The following is a 22,031-nucleotide window of genomic DNA, read 5'->3' on the forward strand; positions in this document are numbered from 1 at the left end:
AAGGGGGAGTGTCAGGACTTTTTGGTGGCAGCCTTGACGCTACGCTGGCGCTGAGCTTCAAACAGGCACACGCCGGTCGCCACGGAAACGTTGAGACTGCTGACACTGCCGGTCATCGGCAAGTGCACCAGGTAGTCGCAAAGATCGCGAGTCAGGCGACGCATGCCGCTGCCTTCAGCGCCCATGATCAGGATGGTCGGGCCGGTCATGTCTTGCTGATACAGACTCTGCTCAGCCTCGCCTGCCGTACCGACAACCCACAAGCCGCGCTGCTTGAGTTTTTCCAGGGTCCGCGCCAGGTTGGTCACGGCCACCAACGGAATCACTTCCGCCGCGCCGCAGGCCACTTTACGCACCGTCGGGGTCAGGGTAGCTGACTTGTCCTTCGGCACGATCACTGCCAGCGCACCGGCCGCATCGGCCGAACGCAGGCAAGCACCGAGGTTGTGCGGGTCGGTCACGCCGTCGAGCACCAGCAATAGCGGTGCGCCTTCGCTGCGATCGAGCAGTTCGTCGAGCATCGCCTCGCCCCAGACCTGGCTCGGACTCACATCCGCCACCACGCCCTGGTGCACGCCATCAACCCAGGCATCCAGCTCGCGACGCTCAGCATTGCCGACAGGCACGCGGTTTTCGTTCGCCAGCGTGATCAGCGTCTGAACCCGCGGTTCACTGCGGCCTTCAGCCAGCCAGATCTGCTTGACGCGTTTTGGGTGATGACGCAGCAACGCTTCTACCGCATGCACGCCGTAGATTTTTTCCAACTGACTCATGACTTGGCCTTAGGTTTACGTGCCCCGCCGCTTTTGGCAGCTGGAGCCGAACCCGCTTTTGGCGGGCCTTTACGGTGTTTACTCGGTTTCGCTGGCTTGCCGCCGGGAGCCTTGTCAGGCGCCGACCGCCCGGTCTTTCCCCCAGACGCCGCTTTACCGCCGCTTTTCGCTTCAGACAGCAACGCCTGCTTCATTTCACGGCTTTTGCGCAGCTCGGCATTTTTCGCCGCCGCATCGCTTGGGCGATAGGCTTCGACAGCCTTTTCCTTGGCAGGACGACGACCGGTTTTCGCCGGAGCCGGTTCTGCCGCTGCTTTTGCAGCAGAGGCCGCAGGTGCGGTGGCTTCAGTACCGCGTTTCTTGCGACCGATCGGCGCGCTGATGGTCTTTTCAGCCATCTCGAAGTCGATCTTGCGTTCGTCGAGGTCAACGCGCATCACGCGCACTTCAACGGTGTCGCCCAGGCGGAAGCTGCGACCGGTACGCTCACCGGCGAGGCGGTGGTGCACAGGATCAAAGTGGTAGTAATCACCCGGCAGCGCGGTGACGTGCACCAGGCCTTCGACATAAATATCGGTAAGCTCGACGAACAGGCCGAAACCGGTCACGGCGGTGATCACACCCGGGAACGACTCGCCCACGCGGTCTTTCATGAACTCGCACTTGAGCCAGTTCACAACGTCGCGGGTCGCTTCGTCGGCACGGCGCTCGCTCATCGAGCACTGCTCGCCGAGCTGCTCCAGGGTCGCTTCGTCGTACGGATAGATGCGCGCCTTCGGAATGCTCATCGCGCCAGCGCGGCGAACGTGCGGGGTGTCCATTTTCGAATGGATGACGCTACGAATCGCCCGATGCGTGAGCAAGTCCGGGTAGCGGCGGATCGGCGAAGTGAAGTGGGTATAGGCTTCGTAATTCAGGCCGAAGTGGCCCTGGTTATCGGCGCTATAAACCGCTTGGCTCAACGAACGCAGCATGACGGTCTGGATCAGGTGGAAATCCGGACGATCCTTGATGCTCGCCAGCAATGCCTGGTAATCCTTCGGCGACGGGCCGTCCTTGCCTTTGTGCAGGGACAGGCCAAGCTCGCCAAGGAAGGCGCGCAGTTTTTCCAGGCGCTCCGGCGGCGGACCATCGTGGACGCGATACAGCGCCGGGATTTCGTGCTTCTTCAGGAATTCAGCCGTGGCCACGTTGGCCGCCAGCATGCACTCCTCAATCAGCTTGTGCGCATCGTTACGAACGGTTGGACGGATTTCGGCAATCTTGCGCTCGGTCCCGAAGATGATCCGGGTTTCCTGCGTTTCGAAATCGATCGCGCCACGCACGTGACGAGCAGCCAGCAGCACTTTGTACAGTGCGTAAAGCTGCTTGAGGTGCGGCAGAACGTCGGTGTACTCGCCACGGAGCTGACGCGCCTCGGTGAGTTTCGGCGTTTCGAGCATCGCGCTGACTTTGTTGTAAGTCAGGCGAGCGTGGGAATGGATCACCGCTTCGTAGAAGCAGTAGTCGGTCATCTCGCCGGATTTGGAGATGGTCATCTCGCAAACCATGGCCAGGCGATCGACGTGCGGGTTCAGCGAGCACAGGCCGTTGGACAGCTGCTCTGGCAGCATCGGCACGACGCGCTCGGGGAAGTACACCGAGTTGCCGCGAACCTGGGATTCGTTGTCCAGCGCAGAACCGATCTTCACGTAGCTGGAGACGTCGGCAATGGCCACGTACAACTTCCAGCCACCGGAGAACAGGCGCAGCTTGCCCGGCTTGGATTCGCAGTAAACCGCGTCATCGAAGTCGCGCGCATCTTCACCGTCGATGGTCACGAACGGCAGATGACGCAGGTCGATGCGCTTCTCTTTGTCTTTCTCTTCGACTTCCGGCTTGAGCTTGGCGGCTTCTTTGAGCACCGCCTCAGGCCAGACGTGAGGAATGTCGTAGGTGCGCAGGGCAACATCGATTTCCATGCCCGGCGCCATGTAGTTACCCACGACCTCAACCACGTCGCCCTGCGGCTGGAAGCGTGGCGTCGGCCAGTGAGTGATCTTCACTTCGACGAATTGACCGATCTGGGCGTCGGCATTGCGGCCCGGCGTGACCAGCACTTCTTGCTGGATCTTCGGGTTATCCGCGACGACGAAGCCGATACCGCCTTCTTCGAAGTAACGGCCGACGATGGTCTCGTGGGCACGGGATACCACTTCGACGATCATGCCTTCGCGGCGACCGCGACGGTCCAGGCCGGAAACACGGGCCAGGGCACGGTCGCCGTCGAATACCAGACGCATTTGCGCCGGGCTCATGAACAGGTCGTCACTGCCGTCGTCCGGGACCAGGAAGCCGAAGCCGTCACGGTGACCGCTGATGCGGCCCAGGATCAGGTCGAGCTTGTCCACCGGCGCATAAGTGCCGCGACGGGTATAGATGAGTTGAGCGTCGCGCTCCATGGCGCGCAGGCGGCGGCGCAGGGCTTCGATCTGGTCTTCCGTGGTCAGACCAAACTCTTCGACCAGCTGCTCGCGGTTAGCAGGCGAACCTCGATCAGCAAGGTGCTGAAGGATCAGTTCGCGGCTAGGAATAGGGTTTTCATATTTTTCCGCTTCACGAGCGGCCTCGGGATCGAGGGACTGCCAATCGGCCATTAGAGAGTTTTCACCTTGTCTATATGCGGGTTAGTTTGGCATAGGCGTAATGAAACGGGAAATTTCAGGCTGTGACAGCCCATCTAAAGCCCTTTATCGACACCGCGAAGCTGATTTAAATGCCACTGGCGAAATATTCCAGGTTTTTTTGATGCCGGGGGTTTACAGTTAAAAAGACGCTCCGTATAGTGCGCGCCATCGACGACGCACTAGCGTTGCCGATACTGCCCAGATGGTGAAATTGGTAGACACGCCAGCTTCAGGTGCTGGTGACCGCAAGGTCGTGGAAGTTCGAGTCTTCTTCTGGGCACCAATTCAGAGCTTGAGATTAGATCAATTTCAAGGCTCACACAAAAACCCGCGAAAGCGGGTTTTTGCATTCTGGACATCTGGTTTATTAAAACCAAATCAGGGGTTTACAGATCAAACAGCTCTCCGTATAGTGCGCCACATCAACAGCGGCAACGCTGAAGATTATGCCCAGATGGTGAAATTGGTAGACACGCCAGCTTCAGGTGCTGGTGACCGCAAGGTCGTGGAAGTTCGAGTCTTCTTCTGGGCACCAATTCAAATTTCAGAGTTCGCTCTGGAATTTCACAAAAACCCGCGAAAGCGGGTTTTTGCGTTTCTGGTATTTGAAAGTTTCTTGAATATGCCAACACGATCTCTGTAGGAGCTGCCGAAGGCTGCGATCTTTTGATCTGTCGCAATTTCAGCTCCGCCATCATTCAAGATCAAAAGATCGCAGCCTTCGGCAGCTCCTACGGGGGTCAGCGTTGTGCCCGGGACTGCTCCAGCAGAGCCTTGTCCCGCCCGCGAGACGCACTTGAGAAACAATATCGTTTATCATTGTTGCAAGTTTTTGCAATGCGACAGTGAGGAACCCTGCGAATGATGTTTCGAAATACCCTGCGCCGCGGCCTGACCTTTACCCTCCTCGGCCTGGCACTCGCCACTCCCCTCACCCAAGCCGCCGACCCGGTTTCCCTGACGCTCTATAACGGCCAACACAAGGAAGTCGGCGACGCTGTCGCCAAAGCCTTTGAAGCCAAGACCGGGATTCACGTCAATGTGCGTAAAGGCAGCAGCAACCAGCTCGCCAGCCAGGTCGTCGAAGAAGGCGATCGCTCCCCCGCCGACGTGATCTACACCGAAGAATCGCCGCCCCTGAACAAGCTCGGCGAACAGGGCTTGCTGGCCCAGACCGATGCCGCCACTCTCGCCGTTCTGCCGAAAGACTACGTTGCGGGCAATGGTACCTGGATCGGCATCACCGCCCGGGTCCGCGTGATCGCCTTCAACCCGAAACTGATCGATGAAAAAGACCTGCCGAAATCGGTCATGGAATTCTCCGACCCAAAATGGCAAGGCAAGGTCGGTTTCGTACCGTCCAGCGGTGCCTTCCAGGAACAAGCCGTGGCGATCATCAAGACTCACGGCATGGACGCCGCCGAAGAATGGCTGACCGGCCTGCGCGCGTTCGGCAAGGTCTACAGCAACAACATGGTCGCCCTCAAAGCCGTGGAAAATGGCGAAATCGCGACCGTGCTGGTGAACAACTATTACTGGTTCGCCTTGCAGCGCGAAAAAGGCCAGCTCGACTCGAAACTGCATTACTTCACGGGCGGCGACGTCGGCGGGCTGATCACCGTTTCCAGCGCGGCCGTGCTGAAGTCCAGTAAACATCCAAAAGAAGCCCAGCAATTGCTCGCCTACATGGCCAGCGAAGAAGGTCAGCGCGTGATCACCCAGACCACCGCCGAATACCCGTTGCACAAAGGCATGGCATCGGATCGCGAGCTCAAGCCGTTCAGCGAACTCGAAGCGCCCAAAGTCACCCCAGCCGACCTCGGCAATGCCGAAGAAGCCCTGGACCTGGAACGCGACGTTGGCTTGAACTGATGAGCGCATCGCTACCCGCCCCCGCCGTGCGCGGGGGTTACGTGCCACGGCGCAAGCGGCCGCCGATCTGGCTGTTGCTGCCGGTGGTGTTGCTGGTCGTACTCAGTTTGTTGCCGCTGGCCTATGTCGGGCTCAAGACCTGGCAAGCAGGCTGGGCCGAGGCGCTGCACCTGCTGTGGCGACCGTATGTGTTTGGCCTGCTGCGCAACACCCTGTCGCTGATGGTCGGCGTAACGCTGGCTTGCGGCGTGATTGGCCTGTCGCTGGCCTGGCTGCTGGAGCGCAGCAACCTGAAGGGACGACGGCTGTGGGGCGTGATCCTGTGCTTGCCGTTCGCCGTGCCGGCGTTCGTCAGCAGCTTTACCTGGGTTTCCCTCAGTGCTCATTTCGAAGGCTTGGGCGGGGCGATTCTGGTAATGACCTTGTCCAAGTATCCGCTGGTGTTTCTGCCGGTGGCGGCAACGCTGCGCAATCTTGATCCTTCGCTGGAAGAGTCCGCCCGTACCCTGGGGCAGAACCGCTGGGGTGTGTTTTTCAGAGTTACCCTGCCACTGCTTTGGCCGTCCTTGCTGGCCGGCTCGCTGCTGATCGCGCTGCACATGCTGGTGGAGTTCGGCGCGCTGTCGATCATCGGCCTGCAGACGTTCACCACGGCGATCTATCAACAGTTCGAACTGGAATTCAGCAACGCCAATGCGGCGATGCTCTCGGCGGTGCTTCTGGCGCTTTGCCTGGTGTTGCTGTGGCTTGAACTGCGCGTGCGCGGCAAAGGGCGCCATGTACGCACCGGCCAGGGCGCGGCGCGGCATGCAGAACAGGTTCGCCTGGGGCCTTGGGCTGCCGCCGGACAGGTTTATTGCGTGACGCTGGCGATCATCGGCAGCGGCATTCCGCTGGGAATGCTGGCGTACTGGCTGGCGGTCGGCTCATCGGCGGCGTTCCCGGTCGCGGCGATCAGCGAGGCATTGCTGTCGTCCCTGGCGCTCTCACTGGGTGGCGCGGCGCTGTGCCTGGCGCTGGCGGTGCCGGTGGGGTTGCTGGTGGTGCGCTACAAAGGTCAGCTGGCGATCTGGGCCGAGCGCCTGCCGTATCTGCTACATGCGCTGCCAGGCCTGGTGATCGCACTGACCCTGGTGTATTTCGCCCTGCACTATGTGCCGGCGCTGTACCAGACGTCGATGCTGCTGCTGATCGCTTATGCGCTGCTGTTTCTGCCGCTGGCTCAGGCGCCGATTCGCACGGCGCTGAACAAGGCGGCACCGCAACTGGAAGAGGCCGCTCGCACGCTGGGGGCGTCGTCGTTCAGCGCGTTTTGCCGGGTGACCTTGCCGATCATTTTTCCGGCACTCGGCGCAGCGTTTGCGCTGGTGTTTCTGGATGCGATGAAGGAACTCACGGCGACGTTGCTGCTGAGCCCGACCGGGCTGAATACGCTGGCGACGGAAGTCTGGGCGCATACCGCGAACGTGGAGTTTGCGGCGGCGGCGCCTTATGCGGCGTTGTTGATAGTGGTGTCGGGGTTGCCAGTTTATCTACTGACGACGCGGATGTATTTGAGCCGTTGATAAAGCAAAAGATCGCAGCCTTCGGCAGCTCCTACATGGGAATGTGTACACCCTGTAGGAGCTGCCGAAGGCTCGGGCCGCGTTCGGACGATCTTTTGATCTTAAAAGGCTTAAGCCCTGAACTGCCCCAGGCTCGCCTTCAACTGCGCTGCCAACCCATCCAGCACCTTCCCACTGGCCGTGGTCTCCACCACCGCCTGAGCCGCTTTCTCAGCCTGGGCATGAATGGTTTCAACCCGGCCACGCACCGCTTGCGCGCCTTGCGCCTGATGCGCCGCTGCCTGGGTCGCCAGGCCAATCGCCGCATGCACCTGCTCGACCGATGCCTGCACCGACTGCTGCAACCGCGCGCTGTCACGCAATACCAGCAAGCCTTCGCTGGCCTGACGCCCGGCCTGACCAATCGCCGCCACCGCCTCACGCGCACCTTGCTGCAAGGCCACGATATGCGCCTGGATGTCGCCGGTCGAGCTTTGAGTCTTGCTCGCCAGCGCCCGCACTTCGTCCGCCACCACGGCGAACCCGCGCCCGGTCTCGCCGGCCCGCGCCGCTTCGATGGCCGCGTTCAGCGCCAGCAGGTTGGTTTGCTCGGCGATCCCGTGAATCACCGTCAGCACCACTTCAATCTGTTCACTTTGTTGCGCCAGGCGTTCGATAACCTTCGCGCCCGTATCAACCTGCCCGGCCAACGCCTCGATCAAGCTGCCGACCTTCGCCGAGGTCCGGGTGTTCTCATCGGTGGCCGAACGAATGTCCACCACTTGCTGTAACGCCGCCTGCATCGCATGACTTTCAGACTGAGCTTCATCGGCCATTTGCGACAACGCGCGCAGGCTCTCGGCCACCTCATCGCGCTGCATGCCGGCCGCCGCATCGGCCCCGGCATTACGCAGGGTCATGGCGCCAATTTCTACGCCGGTACGCTGGGCGACATCGCCCGCTTCACGCACGATCGGCTGCAACTTATCCACAAAGCGATTGACCGCCGAGGCCATGTCGCCGATTTCGTCCTTGCTGTTGATCTGCACACGCTTGGTCAGGTCACCCTCACCCGCCGCCAGATCATCCATGGCCGCGATCAGCATTTTCAAGCGATTGACCACTCGACGACCCAACACCACGGCCAGCAACAGCAACACACCGAGACCTACAATCGCCAGGCCCATGCCGATGCGCCAGCGCAAGGTGCCCGCCGCTTCCTGCACGGTGCCGGTGGTGTTGGCTTGCATTTCAGAGGCTGTGGACTGCGCCGACTGCAAACGCGCACCCATCGCTGCCGCACTGTCAGCCGCCGCACCCTTGAGGCTGTCGCCGACCAGTTGATCACTGCTGGCGATCAGCGCCGAGAAGCGTTTGTCCAGAGCCGCCAGATCGGTTTCCACCGAAGCAGTGGAAACGCCCATCAATACTTTGCCGATTTCCACGCCATTAGGGCTGATCGAGGCTTCGAGGTAGTAGACCGACTGATCGTTCTTCGCCGCATCCAGCACCTTGTCCAGCGCTCGCTCGCCCTGGCCCTTCTCCAGCAGCGCCTTGTTGATCGGGTTCTCCCGATTCAGGTAGCGCGTCAGGTGCTGGCCGGTGGCGTCGTCGTAGACCACGAACAACACGTTCGGATTGCGCTGGGCCCGGCGGGCAAATTCGGACAGGGTCGGAACGTCGCTGTCCCACATGGCGCGGGGTGCGACCGAGGCCAGGAGCTGCGCCATATCATTGGCGGAGTCCTTCAGGTCTTTTTCCAATGTCGTACGCAACTGCGCCTGCTCGTCCTTCAGACGTGAAGACAGGCCGGCGGTGAGTCGCTGACGGGTGTTGGTGGACAAGCTGTCCAGGCTCGACGTGACTTCACGCCCCGCCTGCTCGAGTTCGCCGGAGAGCTTTTGACTGTCGGCGCCCAGGCGCTTACCCAGATCAGCCTCCAATGCAGTCACTGTGCTCCGGGTCAGAGCGACGGCCACCAACACTTGCACCAAAAGGGCGATACCAAGGGTAACGAACACGGGCCGCAGAAGCCGGCTTTGTAACAATGAGAGAATGGCTGACACTTAAAATCCCTCTGCTTGGCGCCATTAAATTGATGGCACGCTGGAAGCGATGCTTTAATCAACTTCACAGCAAGGGTCGTGCCGCCCGACAGACAGAAACGACAAAGGCCCCGATTAAGGGGCCTTTGTGTTTTACATCAACGACTTATTAAGCGAACGGGTGACGCAAAACGATGGTCTCGTTGCGGTCCGGGCCCGTCGAAATAATGTCAATCGGCGCGCCGACCAACTCTTCGACGCGTTTGATGTAGTTGCGAGCCGCTTGCGGCAGCTCTTCCAGCGTCTTGGCACCAACAGTGGATTCGGTCCAGCCTGGCATCTGTTCATACACTGGCTCGAGGCCGATGTAGCTGTCGGCGTCGGTCGGGGCGTCGATCACGGCACCGTCCTGGTTCTTGTAGCCAACACAGATGTTGATGGTTTCCAGGCCATCCAGCACGTCCAGCTTGGTCAGGCACAGGCCCGAAATGCTGTTGACGTCGATAGCGCGACGCAGGATAACGGCGTCGAACCAGCCGCAACGACGGGCACGGCCGGTGGTAGCACCGAACTCGTGGCCACGCTTGGCCAGGAACGCGCCAACGTCGTCGAACAGCTCAGTCGGGAACGGACCCGAACCCACGCGAGTGGTGTAGGCCTTGGTGATGCCGAGGATGTAATCCAGGTACATCGGACCAAAACCCGAACCGGTGGCGATGCCGCCCGCCGTGGTGTTGGAGCTGGTGACGTACGGGTAGGTCCCGTGGTCGATGTCCAGCAGGGAGCCTTGGGCGCCTTCGAACATGATGTCTTTGCCAGCGCGACGCAGCTCGTGCAGTTCAGCGGTGACGTCGAGCATCATCGGCTTGAGCAGCTCGGCGTATTCCATGCACTCGTCGAGTGTTTTCTGGAAGTCGATCGCCGGCTCTTTGTAGTAATTGACCAGCACGAAGTTGTGGTAATCCAGCAACTCGCCCAGCTTGGCGGCGAAACGCTCACGGTGGAACAGGTCACCGATGCGCAGACCGCGACGGGCAACTTTGTCTTCGTAAGCAGGGCCGATGCCGCGACCGGTGGTGCCGATCTTCAGCTCGCCACGGGCCTTTTCACGCGCCTGGTCCAGCGCTACGTGATAGGACAGGATCAGCGGGCAGGAAGGGCTGATACGCAGGCGCTCGCGCACCGGTACACCTTTCTCTTCCAGCTTGATGATCTCGCGCAGCAGAGCGTCCGGTGCAACCACCACGCCGTTGCCGATCAGGCACTGCACGCCTTCGCGCAGTACGCCCGACGGGATCAGGTGCAAGACGGTTTTTTCGCCGTCGATCACCAGGGTGTGGCCCGCGTTGTGGCCACCTTGGTAGCGCACTACGGCGGCAGCATGTTCGGTCAGCAGATCAACGATCTTGCCTTTGCCCTCATCACCCCATTGGGTGCCCAGGACTACGACATTCTTACCCATAACACTTGTCCTCATTCGCGCAAACTTGGTGCCGGCAGCCGCCGGCAGGAAAACTCAAGAAGCCAGCGGCAATACTTGCCAAAGCCCGTTCTGCTGAATCAATTGCCGGTCGCAGTCCGCTTCACGGGCGGCGGCCAATGGCTGCCCAGGCAATGCCTGAACGACACGCTGACCCTCACTGCGCAACTGACAAACCTGCTGCCAGAGTGCCGCATCCGTACTGTCAGGCATCCAGATACCGCCAGACGGTAGCTCGATCTCAGCACGCCCCAGGGTCACCAGGGTTTTTAAATCGGTAGAGAAACCAGTTGCCGGGCGGGCACGACCGAAGTCGGCGCCGATGTCGTCGTAACGACCGCCCTGGGCAATGGATTGGCCAACACCCGGTACGAACACCGCGAACACTACACCGGTGTGGTAGTGGTAGCCGCGCAGCTCGCCCAGATCGAAGTAAAGCGGCAAGTCCGGGAAACGCGTAGACAGACGGTCGGCAATCGCCAGCAAGTCTTCCAGCGCAGCCAGTACCGGTGCCGGCGCATGGGCCAGGCGTTCACGGGCAGCACTCAACACTTCACGACCGCCACACAGGTCGACCAGCGCTCGCAACATGCCCGACAGATCGGCAGGCAGGCCTTCGGTCAAGGTAATGACCTCGTCGATAGCCTTGCGTTGCAATGCATCGAACAATTGTTGCTCGACTTCACCGGACAAACCGGCGGCGCGGGCCAGGCCACGGTAGATGCCTACATGACCGAGGTCCATGTGCACATCCGGCACATCGGCCAGTTGCAGCATGGCCAGCATCAGGCTGATGACTTCCACGTCGCTGCTCGGACTGGCGTCGCCGTACAACTCGGCGCCCAACTGGATCGGGCTGCGCGAAGACGACAAGGCCCGCGGCTGAGCATGCAGCACGCTGCCGGCATAGCACAGACGGCTCGGGCCTTCGCGACGCAGGGTGTGTGCATCGATACGCGCCACCTGCGGCGTGATGTCCGCACGGAAACCCATCTGCCGGCCCGATTGCGGGTCGATGACCTTGAAGGTACGCAGATCCAGGTCCTGGCCCGCGCCGGTCAGCAGGGATTCCAGGTACTCGATATGGGGAGTCACGACAAACTCGTAACCCCAGCTCTGGAACAGATCCAACACCTGGCGGCGCGCTACTTCAATGCGCGCCGCTTCTGGTGGCAGTACTTCTTCGATGCCATCTGGCAGCAGCCAGCGGTCTACCGTTGCCATTACGCCATTCCCCTATGATCCGGGCGGCCAGCCGTTGGGCGAGCCTTGAGTGAAGCAGAAAATGATCGGCTCATGTGCAAACCTCGCGCATGAACGACGTGGCGAAAAGCCTGAAACCGGCTTCGCCAATCACTTTCCTCGAAAAACCTGTCGAGTCATTCAACTCGGACGCCTGCCAAAAAACCGCAATCAAACGTGCAGACGCAAAAAAGCCGGGAATTTCCCGGCTGCCGCATCATACACACGTTTTCCCAAAGGATCACCCCGCCGCAGGTTTTAGCCGCCAGGCGGGGGATGATTCAGGTCAACGCTGTATCAAGGCTTGGACTTTTCCAGATAACGGAAGAAGTCGCTGCTTGGGTCGAGGACCATGACATCGGTTTTGTTCGCGAAGCTTTCACGGTAGGCACGCAGGCTACGGTAGAAACCGTAGAACTCCTGATCCTGGCCGTAGGCCTTGGAGTAGATCGCAGCAGCCTGGGCGTCACCGTCACCGCGAACCTCTTCGGATTCACGATAGGCTTCAGCCAGCAACACGCGGCGTTGACGATCAGCGTCGGCACGGATGCCTTCAGCCAGCTCGTTACCCTTGGCGCGGTGCTCGCGAGCTTCACGCTCACGCTCGGTGCTCATACGTTCGAACACGCTGCGGTTTACTTCTTTCGGCAGGTCGATGGCCTTGACCCGAACATCGACCACTTCGATGCCCAGTTCTTTTTCCGCCATCTTGTTCAGCGAAGCGGTAATGTCAGCCATCAGCGCGTCACGTTCACCGGAAACCACTTCATGCAGGGTGCGCTTACCAAACTGGTCACGCAGGCCCGATTCCAGACGACGGGACAGACGCTCGTCAGCAATCTGCTTGAGGCCGGATGTCGCGGTGTAGAAGCGCTCGGCATCTTTCACGCGCCACTTGGCGAAGGCGTCAACCATGACGGCTTTCTTTTCCAGCGTCAGGAAGCGTTGTGTCGGTGCATCCAGCGTCATCAGGCGTGCGTCGAATTTGCGCACCTGGTTGACGTAAGGCACTTTCACATGCAGGCCCGGCTGAACATCAGGCTGGACCACGCGCCCGAACTGCAGCAACACCGCGCGCTCGGTCTGAGCCACGATGTAGAAGCAATTCCAGGCAGCGATCGCCACGACGACGCCGACAATAAGGGCGATCAGCGATTTATTGCTCATCAGCGACTCTCCCTGGTACGTGCTTGCTGTTGCTGCAGATCAGCTGCTGCACGCGCATTCGCTTCATTGCTGCTGGCTGCCGCGCCCGTTACCGGTGCGCTGGTGCTGCGGCCGCTGTCGATCATCTTGTCCAGCGGCAAGTACAGCAGATTGCTCTGGCCATTCTTGTTGCCGGTCACGAGAACCTTGCTGGTGTTGGTGAAGACTTCCTGCATGGTGTCCAGGTACAGACGCTCGCGGGTGACTTCAGGCGCCTTGCGGTACTCGGCCACCAGTTTGGTGAAGCGATCGCCCTCACCCTTGGCGCGCGATACCGTTTCGTCACGGTAACCGTTGGCATCTTCAAGGATACGCTGGGCCTGACCACGGGCTTCCGGCACGACACCGTTGGCGTAGGTTTCAGCCTGGTTGCGCGAACGCTGCTCGTCTTCACGGGCACGGATCACGTCATCAAAGGCTTCCTGGACTTCACGCGGTGCCGCTGCGTTCTGTACGTTGACCTGGGTGACGGTGATACCGGTGCGATAAGTATCGAGGAAACGTTGCAGACGCTCCTTGATTTCACTGGCCATCAACTCACGACCCTCGGTCAGGACCTGGTCCATCGCGGTGGAACCCACCACATGGCGCAAGGCGCTGTCGGTCGCTTGCTGCAGGCTGATTTCCGGCTGATCGACGTTCAGCACGAAATCCTGCAGGTTGCTGATCTTGTACTGCACGGTCAGCGGCACTTCGACGATATTCTCGTCTTCGGTCAGCATCTGGCCTTGCTTGGTATACGAACGCTCGCGCGTCACGTTTTCCATGTACTTTTTATCGATCGGCGGGAAGTAGATGTTCAGGCCCGGGCCGACTGTTTCGTAGTACTTGCCGAAGCGCAGCACAACAGCTTGCTCCTGCTCGTCGACCACGTAGACCGCGCTGTACAGCCACACGGCTGCGAGCACGACCAGGCCGATGCCGAGCAGGCCGCCGAAGCCGCCGCTCTTGCCCGAACCACCGCCGTCGTCACCACGTTTCTTACCACCACCGAACAACCCGTTCAGGCTTTCCTGCAGCTTTCGGAAGGCCTCGTCGAGATCCGGTGGTCCCTTGCGGTCGCCGTTATTGCGGCGCTTGCCACCCCAAGGATCCTGATTATTCGAGTTGCCACCCGGCTCATTCCAAGCCATAGCGCTCTCCATCTGATAAAGCAAAGACGCACCCACGGCGCGCCGACCAATGCTACAGAATGCCTGTCACCGCGGCACAACCGCTTTCTCAGGCTTTTATTGCAAAGTGTGTTGCTCGATGAAGTCCATCGGCTGCAGACCTTCGCGGCTCACCAGTCGATTCAACTCGACCCGAGGCAAGCGAACGGCCAGCAGGCAGATGCCTTCTTCGTCGTGTTCTTCTTTCTGTACCACACCGAGTTCGAAAAACTGCGCACGCAGTCGAGCAAAACGTTGCGGCAAGCGCAAGGTGCCCACAAACAAATCACCGCCCAGCAACTCGGCAATGGCTTGCTCAAGCAATTCCAGACCACTTCCATCACGCGCCGACAGCCAGACCCGTTGGGGCTTGCCGTTTTCGTCGCGCTGGATTTGTGGCTCAACGCCTTCAAGCAAATCGAGTTTGTTATAGACCTCGAGGATCGGCAAGTCCTGGGCTCCGATCTCGCCCAGCACCACCATCACCTGCTCGATCTGCAACATGCGATCCGGTTCGGCCGCATCGATCACGTGCAAAAGCAGGTCTGAGTTGCTTGATTCTTCGAGCGTAGACCGAAATGCCTCGACCAGTTTGTGGGGCAAGTGGCGTATGAAACCCACAGTGTCAGCCAGGACAATCGGCCCCAGGTCGTCGAGTTCCAGACGGCGCAAGGTCGGGTCCAGCGTGGCGAACAACTGGTCAGCCGCGTACACGTCGGATTTCGTCACGTTATTGAAGAGCGTGGATTTGCCGGCGTTGGTATACCCCACCAGGGACACGGTAGGAATATCCGCACGCGAACGGCCGCGTCGCGACTGTTCGCGCTGACTGCGCACTTTTTCCAGCCGGCCCTTGATCTGTCGCAGGCGAACCCGCAGCAAACGGCGGTCGGTTTCCAACTGGGTTTCACCCGGGCCACGCATACCGATACCGCCCCCTTGACGCTCAAGGTGGGTCCAGCCACGAACCAGCCGGGTGCTCATGTGGTCAAGCTGGGCCAGTTCGACCTGGAGCTTGCCTTCATGGGTACGGGCACGTTGGGCGAAAATATCGAGAATCAGACCGGTACGGTCGATCACGCGACACTCGAAAACACGTTCGAGGTTACGTTCCTGACTGGGCGTGAGGATGTGATTGAAGATGACCAGATCTGCCTTTTCGGCATGGACCAGGTCGCGCAGCTCCTCGACCTTGCCGCTGCCAATCAGGAATTTGGCGGTTGGCCGATGACGCGGCACGTTAAAAAACGCAACGGTCTCGGCGCCGGCCGAATTAGCCAACTCCTGAAACTCCTGCGGATCTTCGCGCGCCTCAGGGTCCTGTCCATCCAAGTGAACGAGGATCACTCGTTCACCACCACCGTGGCGCTCAAAGAACAAAGGAGACTCCTATCAGGCGTTACCTGGCTCAGCGTCACCTGCTTCGGATTCGGTTGCACTAGGCAGACGAATTGGACGAACCGGCACTACTGTAGAGATAGCGTGTTTGTAGACCATCTGGCTAACGGTGTTTTTCAGCAGGATAACGAACTGGTCGAAAGACTCGATCGTGCCCTGCAGTTTGATCCCGTTGACCAGGTAGATGGAAACCCCAACTTTCTCTTTACGTAAAGTATTCAAGTAAGGGTCTTGTAGCGAATGCCCTTTTGACATGTGCCGCACTCCTTTAAGGATTCAATATAAAAAATAGGTAAACAGATGGCTTGGGCCGTCACACCCCCAAGGATAGACGGCAATTGCAAGGACTCAGCTCAATATGGAGATGGTCCCAAGGTATTTCAAGGCGCGCGGCAGATTGTCGCAATCGAGGCTGTCCAGCCAGTGTAAATCAGCCCAACTGCGTAGCCAGGTGAACTGGCGCTTTGCCAATTGGCGCGTGGCAATGATTCCCCGCTCCTGCATCTCGGCTTGCGTCAGCTTGCCATCCAGGTAATCCCAGACTTGTCGGTACCCTACAGCGCGTATAGACGGCAACCCTGAATGCAGGTCACTTCTCGTACGCAGGGCTACGACCTCGTCGATGAATCCCTGTTCCAACATATTTGTGAATCTTTGTTTAATACGGGCGTGCAGTACCTGGCGATTAGCCGGAGCGATGGCCAAGTTCGCGACAGTATAGGGCAATTGTTGCAGTCCCGAAGCGGCTGCTTCAGTACTTTGCGCAGATTGTCTGAGCCGCAGCTCGGTCATGCTCTGACCGCTCACACGATAAACTTCCAGCGCTCGACTGAGACGCTGAGGATCGTTCGGGTGAATTCGCGCCGCAGAGACCGGATCAATCAGCGCCAATTGGTCATGCAGGGCTTGCCAGCCAAGGCGTGCAGCCTCTTCTTCGATTTGCGCGCGAACCTCTGGGTCAGCCGCCGGCATTTCTGCCAGGCCTTCGACCAAAGCCTTGTAGTAGAGCATCGTGCCGCCTACAAGCAGCGGGATTTTGCCCCGCGCGGTGATCTCGGCCATGGCTTCGAGCGCATCACGACGGAAATCCGCCGCCGAATAGCTCTCTGCCGGGTCGAGAATATCGATCAAGCGGTGTGGGAATTCGGCCAAAATCTCTTTGGAAGGCTTGGCAGTGCCGATGTCCATGCCGCGATAGACCAGCGCCGAATCGACGCTGATCAGCTCGCAAGGCAGGACTTTGGTCAGCTCGATGGCCAGGTCGGTCTTGCCCGCAGCAGTCGGGCCCATCAGGAAAATCGCTGGCGGGAGCTGGCTCATCAACGACCGCGCAAGAACAGTTTGTCCAGATCGTCCAGGCCCAATTGGGTCCAGGTCGGTCGGCCATGGTTGCATTGACCACTGCGCTCGGTGTTTTCCATGTCCCGCAGCAGGCCGTTCATTTCTGGCAGGGCCAGACGCCGATTCGCACGGATCGCGCCGTGGCAGGCCATGGTGCCGAGCAGTTCGTTCAGGTGCGCCTGAATCCGGTCACTGGTGCCGTATTCCATCAGGTCGGCCAGTACGTCGCTGACCAAGCGATTGGCTTCTGCCTGCTTGAGCAACGCCGGGATCTGCCGGATCGCCAGGGTTTCCGGGCCCAGGCGCTGCAATTCAAAGCCCAGACGCTGGAACCACGCAATGTTCTCTTCGGCGCAATCGGCTTCGCGCTGGCTCACGGCCAGGGATTCCGGCACCAACAGCGGCTGGCCGCTCAGGCCTTCGCTGGCCATGGCGACTTTCAGGCGTTCATACATGATCCGCTCATGAGCGGCGTGCATGTCCACCAGCACCAGGCCTTGGGCGTTTTCCGACAGGATATAGATGCCCTTGAGCTGTGCCAGCGCATAACCCAGTGGCGGAATGTCGTCCTGCCCGGCCGGCAGTGCTACTGCATTGGCTTCGGGTAATGGCGCGAAGAACTCGCGGTAGGCCGCCTGCTCTTGCGCAACCGGCACGCCGGATTGAGGCCGCGGCGTGTACTGATACTGGTAACCGGCGCCAGCGCCCGAACCTGCCGTCGTATTGAACGATGGTTGCGCCGCAGGCTGTTCCAGCAAGGCATTGGCCGCCAGGCGCATTTCGCCTTGCGGGCCGAACTCACCGGCATCGATGCCGGTAGGTCGAACGATGGCCGTCGCCACGGGTGCCGCCAGATGATCGTCCGGCCGCACATCGCCCAAGGCGCGGTGCAAGGTGCCGTAGAGGAAATCGTGAACCATGCGCCCGTCACGGAAACGCACTTCGTGCTTGGTCGGGTGCACGTTGACGTCAACGCCCGCCGGATCGACTTCGAAAAACAGCACGAACGTCGGGTGCCGGCCGTTGAACAACACGTCGCGATAGGCCTGGCGCACCGCGTGGGCCACCAATTTGTCGCGCACCGCACGGCCGTTCACAAAGAAATACTGCAAGTCTGCCTGGCTGCGGTTGAAGGTTGGCAACCCGACCCAGCCCCACAAATGCAGGCCATTGCGCTCGATTTCAATCGGCAGCGCCTGCTCCAGGAAACCCGCGCCGCAGATCGCCGCCACACGCCGGGCACGGGCCGCGTCGTCGTGGGCTTCGTGCAGGCTGAGGATGGTCTTGCCGTTATGGCGCAAATGGAACGCCACGTCGAATCGCGCCAAGGCCAGGCGCTTGATCACTTCTTGCAGGTGATCGAATTCGGTTTTTTCGGTCTTGAGGAATTTGCGCCGGGCCGGGGTGTTGAAGAACAGGTCGCGCACCTCCACCGAAGTGCCCACTGGATGAGCGGCCGGTTGCACACGGGGCGCCATGTCCCGACCTTCGGTTTCGACTTGCCAGGCCTGATCGGCGTCCTTGGTGCGGGACGTCAGGGTCAGGCGCGCCACGGAGCTGATAGACGCCAGGGCTTCACCGCGAAACCCGAGGCTCATCACCTGCTCGAGGTCTTCGAGGTTGCGAATCTTGCTGGTGGCATGTCGCGCGAGGGCCAGCGGCAGGTCATCGGCAGAAATGCCGCTGCCGTCGTCGCGAACCCGCAGCAGCTTGACGCCGCCCTGCTCCACATCGACATCAATGCGCCTGGCGCCGGAGTCGAGGCTGTTTTCCAGCAACTCCTTGATCACCGATGCCGGGCGTTCGACCACCTCACCGGCGGCAATCTGGTTCGCCAGTCGTGGGCTGAGCAGCTCGATGCGGGCGGTGTGGGTCAGCACCTGGTTCATTCTTTGGCCGCCAGTTCAGTGCCGGGGATGGTCAGGGTCTGGCCAATTTTCAGCTCATCGCTTTTCAGATTATTGGCGCTGCGCAGGGTCGCCGGGGACACCTGGTAACGCACGGCAATCATCGCCAGCGTCTCGCCGGGCTGACGCGATGGTCACGCGGCCCTTGGGCGATCTTGCCGGAGTCACGCAGCCAGGCAATGTAGGTGCCCGGCGGAGGATTTTGCTGGAAGAACTGGCGAACGCCGGCGCTGATGGAACGCGCAAGCGCCTGCTGATGGCTCGCTCCGGACAACTTGGTCGCTTCATTAGCATTGGAGATGAAGCCGGTTTCCACCAGGATCGACGGAATGTCCGGCGATTTCAGCACCATGAACCCGGCCTGCTCCACCCGTTGCTTGTGCAACGGCGTGACGCGACTGATGTTGCTCAAGACCTTTTGACCAACGTCCAGGCTGGAAGTCAGGGAAGCAGTCATCGACAGATCGAGCAGCACGCCAGCGAGCATGCGGTCCTTGTCGTCGAGGCTGACGCTGCCGGCACCACCGATCAAGTCGGAACGGTTTTCACTGTCGGCCAGCCAACGGGCAGTCTCCGAAGTGGCGCCGCGATCCGACAAGGCGAACACCGATGCGCCGAAAGCTGCGGCCGAAGGCGCGGCGTCGGCGTGGATCGAGACGAACAGGTCGGCGCCTTTCTTGCGGGCGATTTCAGTACGGCCACGCAACGGGATGAAGTAGTCGCCGGTACGGGTCAGCTCGGCGCGGTAGCCCTTCATGCCGTTGATCTGGCGCTGCAGTTCACGGGCGATGGCCAAGACCACGTCTTTTTCATGCTGACCGCGAGAACCCGAGGCGCCCGGGTCTTCACCGCCGTGACCGGCATCGATGACCACAATGATGTCGCGCTTGCCGGCCGGAGCAGGCGGCAGCTTCACCGGAGGATCGATTGGGGTGACCGGCACCGGGGCCACGGTCGCGACATTGCTCGGCGGCGGCGGAATGGGGGCGGCAGCTTCGGCGCTATCGAACAGGTCGACCACCAGGCGATTGCCGTACTGGGCGTTCGGCGCCAGGACGAAGCTTTTTGGCGTGACGGCTTTTTTCAGGTCGATGACCACCCGCAGGTCGGTCGGCGTGCGCTGGGCCGAACGCATGGCAGTAATCGGAGTATTGGAGGTGTTGACCTTCAACGGCGCACCGAGGGTCGCGCCGTTGATGTCGATGACCAGCCGATCCGGCGAAGTCAGGGTGAACACGCTGTGCTGCACCGGCCCCGAGAGGTCGAACACCAGTCGTGTGTTATCCGGTGCTCGCCACAGGCGAACGCTGTTGACCTTCGAATCGGCCACAGCGTCGACGGTCACCGCCAAAAACAACAATCCTACGGCAGCTACCATCGCGCGAAAGCGCATACCTGACCCCATCATTTAATTGGATTCCAATGCCAAAGCGGCACACCACGACTCGCCACGCGAGCCCTGTGGCAAAATTTTCAGCGAACGCCCGCTGTCTTGCGGGCTAATGGTAATGGTCAGGTCGGGCTTTGGCAAAAACCCTGCACCTTTCTGGGGCCATTCGATCAAACACAGGGCATCGTCGTCGAAGTAGTCGCGGATGCCGAGGTACTCCAGTTCTTCCGGATCGACCAGTCGATAGAGGTCAAAATGGAAGGCCCGGATGTCGCCAATCTCGTAGGGTTCGACCAGGGTGAAGGTCGGGCTTTTCACCGCACCCACATGCCCCAAGCCACGGATGATGCCCCGGGACAGCGTGGTTTTCCCCGCGCCCAGATCACCCTCGAGAAAAATCAGGCCGTGCCCTTGGGTGGTTTGCGCAATGCGTGCGCCGAATGCGGTCATTGCCTCTTCATCAGCCAGGTACAGGGTTATTTCAGACACGGTGCTTGCTCCTCCAACAACTGACGAATGGCTGGGATCAGATCACTGGCCGCCAGCCCACGGCCCGATTTACCTTCTTGCGCGCCAGCATTGGCGTGTAGCCAGACCGCCAGGCACGCGGCGTCGAATGCTGCCATGCCTTGGGCCAGCAAGGCACCCACCAGACCGGCCAGCACATCGCCCAGACCGGCCGTGGCCATCGCCGGATGGCCCTGGTGACATACCGCCAGTCGCCCATCGGGACTGGCGATCAGGCTGCCGGCGCCTTTCAGAACCACTACAGCTGTGTATTTTTTGCTCAATGCGTGAGCGGCGGCGGGACGATTGGCCTGAACGTCGGCGGTGCTTATCCCGAGCAGACGCGCCGCTTCGCCGGGATGCGGGGTGATGATGCAATCTGCGGGCAACTTCACCTGTTCTTCGGCCAGCATATTCAGCGCATCGGCGTCCCAGACTTGCGGCAACGGCGCATTCGCAGCGGCAGATAACAGGCTTTTCCCCCAAGCCGACTGACCCAAGCCTGGACCGACGACCAACACAGACACCTTTTCAAGCAATCCCATCAGTTGATTAGCCGACGAAGTGCCCAGCACCATGGCTTCAGGGATTCGCGCCAGCGCAGCCGGGACGTGCTCGGCGCGAGTGGCCACGGACACCATGCCGGCACCGCTGCGCAACGCACTTTGCGCGCTCAGCAGGATCGCACCACCAAAACCGCGATCACCGCCAATCAGCAACACATGACCGAACGTGCCTTTATGGGACGTTGGCGCCCGGGCGGCCAGTCGCGGCAGGTTACTCGCCGCCAGGCGACGGGCGCTGATGACGGCGCTTTCGATCAATTGCGGGTCAGCGTGTAGATCATTGAAGACCAACTCTCCCGCCACATCCGCCGCATCTCCGGTGAACAGCCCCAGCTTCAGACCAATGAAGGTCACGGTCAGATCAGCCCGAACAGCCGCGCCAAGTACGCGACCCGTATCGGCACACAACCCCGACGGGATATCCACCGCCGCCACCGGCAGGCCGCTGGCATTGATTGCGGCGATGACGCTGGCGTAGGGCTCACGCACCTCACCGGCCAGGCCGGTACCCAGCAACGCATCCAGTACGACGCCGCGCAGTTCGGCGCTTGCGCTCCAGGCTTCGAGAATGACTTTTTCAGAAACGGCTTCGGCATGGGCCAACGCCGCATCACCCTGCAAACGCTGGAGCTCATCGACAGCCAGCACCCGCACCCGCCATCCGGCCCGCCGAGCCAGCACCGCTACCAGATAGCCGTCGCCAGCGTTGTTGCCGTGACCGGCCAGCACCGTCAATTCGTTCGCCGTCGGCCACTGGCGGACCAGCGCACGCCAGGTCGCCCGCGCCGCACGCTGCATCAATTCGAAGCCCGGGTACCGGCCGCGATCAGGCTCGAATCGAGCCCACGCACTTGCGCGGCGCTGTACAGCGCGTCGGGTAAATCATCTTTAGTCTGCGGCATGCGTCTTCGGGCTCCGATGTCTGGCAGAATTATACGCATCT

14 protein-coding genes, 2 tRNA genes and 2 pseudogenes are annotated in these 22,031 nt (G+C 60.6%); 4 read left to right on the top strand and 14 right to left on the bottom strand.

Annotated elements, in window-relative coordinates:
* Window positions 1-11: 11 nt before the first annotated feature.
* Both rlmB and rnr read right to left on the bottom strand, forming a co-directional pair.
* Window positions 12-773: a 23S rRNA (guanosine(2251)-2'-O)-methyltransferase RlmB gene (gene rlmB / locus JFV26_RS02725; RefSeq protein ID WP_201189500.1), complete on the bottom strand. Its 762-nt coding sequence runs from the start codon at window positions 771-773 to the stop codon at window positions 12-14.
* A complete protein-coding gene (rnr, locus tag JFV26_RS02730) occupies window positions 770-3,409 on the bottom strand; it encodes a ribonuclease R (protein WP_201189502.1) in 2,640 nt (879 codons plus the stop codon). The genes rlmB and rnr overlap by 4 nt, the downstream gene beginning before the upstream one ends.
* Before the next feature lie 226 nt (window positions 3,410-3,635).
* Here rnr and JFV26_RS02735 point away from each other — a divergent pair.
* The 4 genes from JFV26_RS02735 (at window position 3,636) to JFV26_RS02750 (ending at window position 6,876) form a co-directional block, all read left to right on the top strand.
* A tRNA-Leu gene (locus JFV26_RS02735) sits at window positions 3,636-3,722 on the top strand.
* 165 nt (window positions 3,723-3,887) lie between these two features.
* Window positions 3,888-3,974 (top strand) — tRNA-Leu (locus JFV26_RS02740).
* 326 nt (window positions 3,975-4,300) lie between these two features.
* On the top strand, window positions 4,301-5,311 hold the full coding sequence (locus JFV26_RS02745; protein ID WP_201189504.1) for an extracellular solute-binding protein: 1,011 nt from the start codon (window positions 4,301-4,303) through the stop codon (window positions 5,309-5,311).
* Window positions 5,311-6,876: an ABC transporter permease gene (locus JFV26_RS02750; protein WP_201189506.1), complete on the top strand. Its 1,566-nt coding sequence runs from the start codon at window positions 5,311-5,313 to the stop codon at window positions 6,874-6,876. The genes JFV26_RS02745 and JFV26_RS02750 overlap by 1 nt, the downstream gene beginning before the upstream one ends.
* Before the next feature lie 110 nt (window positions 6,877-6,986).
* Here the strand turns inward: JFV26_RS02750 and JFV26_RS02755 are convergent, their stop codons facing one another.
* The 12 genes and pseudogenes from JFV26_RS02755 to JFV26_RS02810 all read right to left on the bottom strand — a co-directional run bounded on the left by JFV26_RS02755 (window position 6,987) and on the right by JFV26_RS02810 (window position 21,990).
* Complete coding sequence (locus JFV26_RS02755) at window positions 6,987-8,921, bottom strand: methyl-accepting chemotaxis protein (protein WP_201189508.1); 1,935 nt, start codon at window positions 8,919-8,921, stop codon at window positions 6,987-6,989.
* Between the two features lie 148 nt (window positions 8,922-9,069).
* Entirely contained in the window at window positions 9,070-10,362 is a 1,293-nt protein-coding gene (locus JFV26_RS02760; protein ID WP_201189510.1) for an adenylosuccinate synthase, read from the bottom strand.
* 54 nt (window positions 10,363-10,416) lie between these two features.
* On the bottom strand, window positions 10,417-11,604 hold the full coding sequence (locus JFV26_RS02765; protein WP_201189512.1) for an ATP phosphoribosyltransferase regulatory subunit: 1,188 nt from the start codon (window positions 11,602-11,604) through the stop codon (window positions 10,417-10,419).
* 315 nt (window positions 11,605-11,919) lie between these two features.
* Window positions 11,920-12,789, bottom strand: a complete 870-nt coding sequence (gene hflC / locus JFV26_RS02770) for a protease modulator HflC (protein WP_201189514.1) — start codon at window positions 12,787-12,789, stop codon at window positions 11,920-11,922.
* The gene (gene hflK / locus JFV26_RS02775) at window positions 12,789-13,961 is read right to left on the bottom strand and encodes an FtsH protease activity modulator HflK (protein WP_201189516.1); all 1,173 of its coding nucleotides are present in this window, start codon (window positions 13,959-13,961) and stop codon (window positions 12,789-12,791) included. The genes hflC and hflK overlap by 1 nt, the downstream gene beginning before the upstream one ends.
* A gap of 96 nt (window positions 13,962-14,057) precedes the next feature.
* Window positions 14,058-15,359 carry a ribosome rescue GTPase HflX gene (gene hflX, locus JFV26_RS02780; RefSeq protein WP_201189524.1) on the bottom strand — a complete coding sequence of 434 codons (1,302 nt, stop codon included), beginning with the start codon at window positions 15,357-15,359 and terminating at the stop codon, window positions 14,058-14,060.
* 12 nt (window positions 15,360-15,371) lie between these two features.
* Window positions 15,372-15,632 carry an RNA chaperone Hfq gene (hfq, locus tag JFV26_RS02785; protein WP_007902656.1) on the bottom strand — a complete coding sequence of 87 codons (261 nt, stop codon included), beginning with the start codon at window positions 15,630-15,632 and terminating at the stop codon, window positions 15,372-15,374.
* Between the two features lie 93 nt (window positions 15,633-15,725).
* Window positions 15,726-16,697 (bottom strand): tRNA (adenosine(37)-N6)-dimethylallyltransferase MiaA, encoded by a 972-nt coding sequence (gene miaA / locus JFV26_RS02790; RefSeq protein WP_201189633.1) that lies wholly within the window; start codon window positions 16,695-16,697, stop codon window positions 15,726-15,728.
* Window positions 16,697-18,607, bottom strand: coding sequence for a DNA mismatch repair endonuclease MutL (gene mutL, locus JFV26_RS02795; protein WP_446739893.1), 1,911 nt, complete (start codon window positions 18,605-18,607; stop codon window positions 16,697-16,699). The genes miaA and mutL overlap by 1 nt, the downstream gene beginning before the upstream one ends.
* A pseudogene (locus tag JFV26_RS02800) lies at window positions 18,604-20,033 on the bottom strand (N-acetylmuramoyl-L-alanine amidase). The gene mutL and the pseudogene JFV26_RS02800 overlap by 4 nt, the downstream one beginning before the upstream one ends.
* Window positions 20,034-20,504 (bottom strand): tRNA (adenosine(37)-N6)-threonylcarbamoyltransferase complex ATPase subunit type 1 TsaE, encoded by a 471-nt coding sequence (gene tsaE, locus JFV26_RS02805; RefSeq protein WP_201189533.1) that lies wholly within the window; start codon window positions 20,502-20,504, stop codon window positions 20,034-20,036.
* Window positions 20,492-21,990: pseudogene (locus JFV26_RS02810) on the bottom strand (NAD(P)H-hydrate dehydratase). Before JFV26_RS02810 ends, tsaE begins: the two are co-directional and overlap by 13 nt.
* Window positions 21,991-22,031: the final 41 nt, after the last annotated feature.

The organism is Pseudomonas sp. TH31, assembly GCF_016650815.1.
Classification (GTDB): Bacteria; Pseudomonadota; Gammaproteobacteria; order Pseudomonadales; family Pseudomonadaceae; genus Aquipseudomonas.

Coding starts and splice junctions, on each gene's coding strand:
- rlmB (WP_201189500.1), bottom strand. CDS start 773: ATGAGTCAGTTGGAAAAAATCTACGGCGTGCATGCGGTAGAAGCGTTG.
- rnr (WP_201189502.1), bottom strand. CDS start 3,409: ATGGCCGATTGGCAGTCCCTCGATCCCGAGGCCGCTCGTGAAGCGGAA.
- JFV26_RS02745 (WP_201189504.1), top strand. CDS start 4,301: ATGATGTTTCGAAATACCCTGCGCCGCGGCCTGACCTTTACCCTCCTC.
- JFV26_RS02750 (WP_201189506.1), top strand. CDS start 5,311: ATGAGCGCATCGCTACCCGCCCCCGCCGTGCGCGGGGGTTACGTGCCA.
- JFV26_RS02760 (WP_201189510.1), bottom strand. CDS start 10,362: ATGGGTAAGAATGTCGTAGTCCTGGGCACCCAATGGGGTGATGAGGGC.
- JFV26_RS02765 (WP_201189512.1), bottom strand. CDS start 11,604: ATGGCAACGGTAGACCGCTGGCTGCTGCCAGATGGCATCGAAGAAGTA.
- hflC (WP_201189514.1), bottom strand. CDS start 12,789: ATGAGCAATAAATCGCTGATCGCCCTTATTGTCGGCGTCGTCGTGGCG.
- hflK (WP_201189516.1), bottom strand. CDS start 13,961: ATGGCTTGGAATGAGCCGGGTGGCAACTCGAATAATCAGGATCCTTGG.
- hfq (WP_007902656.1), bottom strand. CDS start 15,632: ATGTCAAAAGGGCATTCGCTACAAGACCCTTACTTGAATACTTTACGT.
- miaA (WP_201189633.1), bottom strand. CDS start 16,697: ATGAGCCAGCTCCCGCCAGCGATTTTCCTGATGGGCCCGACTGCTGCG.
- mutL (WP_446739893.1), bottom strand. CDS start 18,607: ATGAACCAGGTGCTGACCCACACCGCCCGCATCGAGCTGCTCAGCCCA.